Source organism: Streptomyces lancefieldiae, from assembly GCF_031845825.1.
In the GTDB taxonomy this organism is placed as follows: domain Bacteria; phylum Actinomycetota; class Actinomycetes; order Streptomycetales; family Streptomycetaceae; genus Streptomyces; species Streptomyces lancefieldiae.
This window is the reverse complement of the sequence record NZ_JAVRFH010000427.1, coordinates 1-347: the sequence shown is the minus strand read 5'-3', so window position 1 is coordinate 347 and position 347 is coordinate 1. Positions and strand designations below refer to the sequence as shown.

Sequence of the window (347 nt, the reverse complement as noted above, 5' to 3'; positions counted from 1 at the left end):
CCCAGCCGGACGTGGAGCGCGGGATGTTCGCAGCCGCCCGCAGTGACTGCGAGTCCACGATCGCGGCCGTCGGGTCCACCGAGCGGCCCTCCTTGTCCCGCACCCGGTCGCGCAGCCGGTCGTGGAACTCGCCGAGCAGACCCGTCACCTGCCAGCGGCGGGCGAAAGCGTGCACCCGCCGGTACGGCGGGAAGTCCGCCGGCAGATTGACCCACTTGACGCCGTTGTCGACCACGTAGCGCACCGCGTCCAACATCACGCGGTGGCAATAGCTCTCCGGCCGGCCTCCCCGGCCCTGGAACCACGCCGGGACCGGCAGCAACGGCCGGACGACCTGCCACTCGGCA

Annotated in this window: 1 protein-coding gene; it reads right to left on the bottom strand. The window is 72.3% G+C overall.

What is annotated here, in order from left to right; genetic code table 11:
* Positions 1-347 (bottom strand): transposase (locus RM812_RS42830; protein WP_311586541.1); only part of this gene is annotated, 347 nt, incomplete at both ends.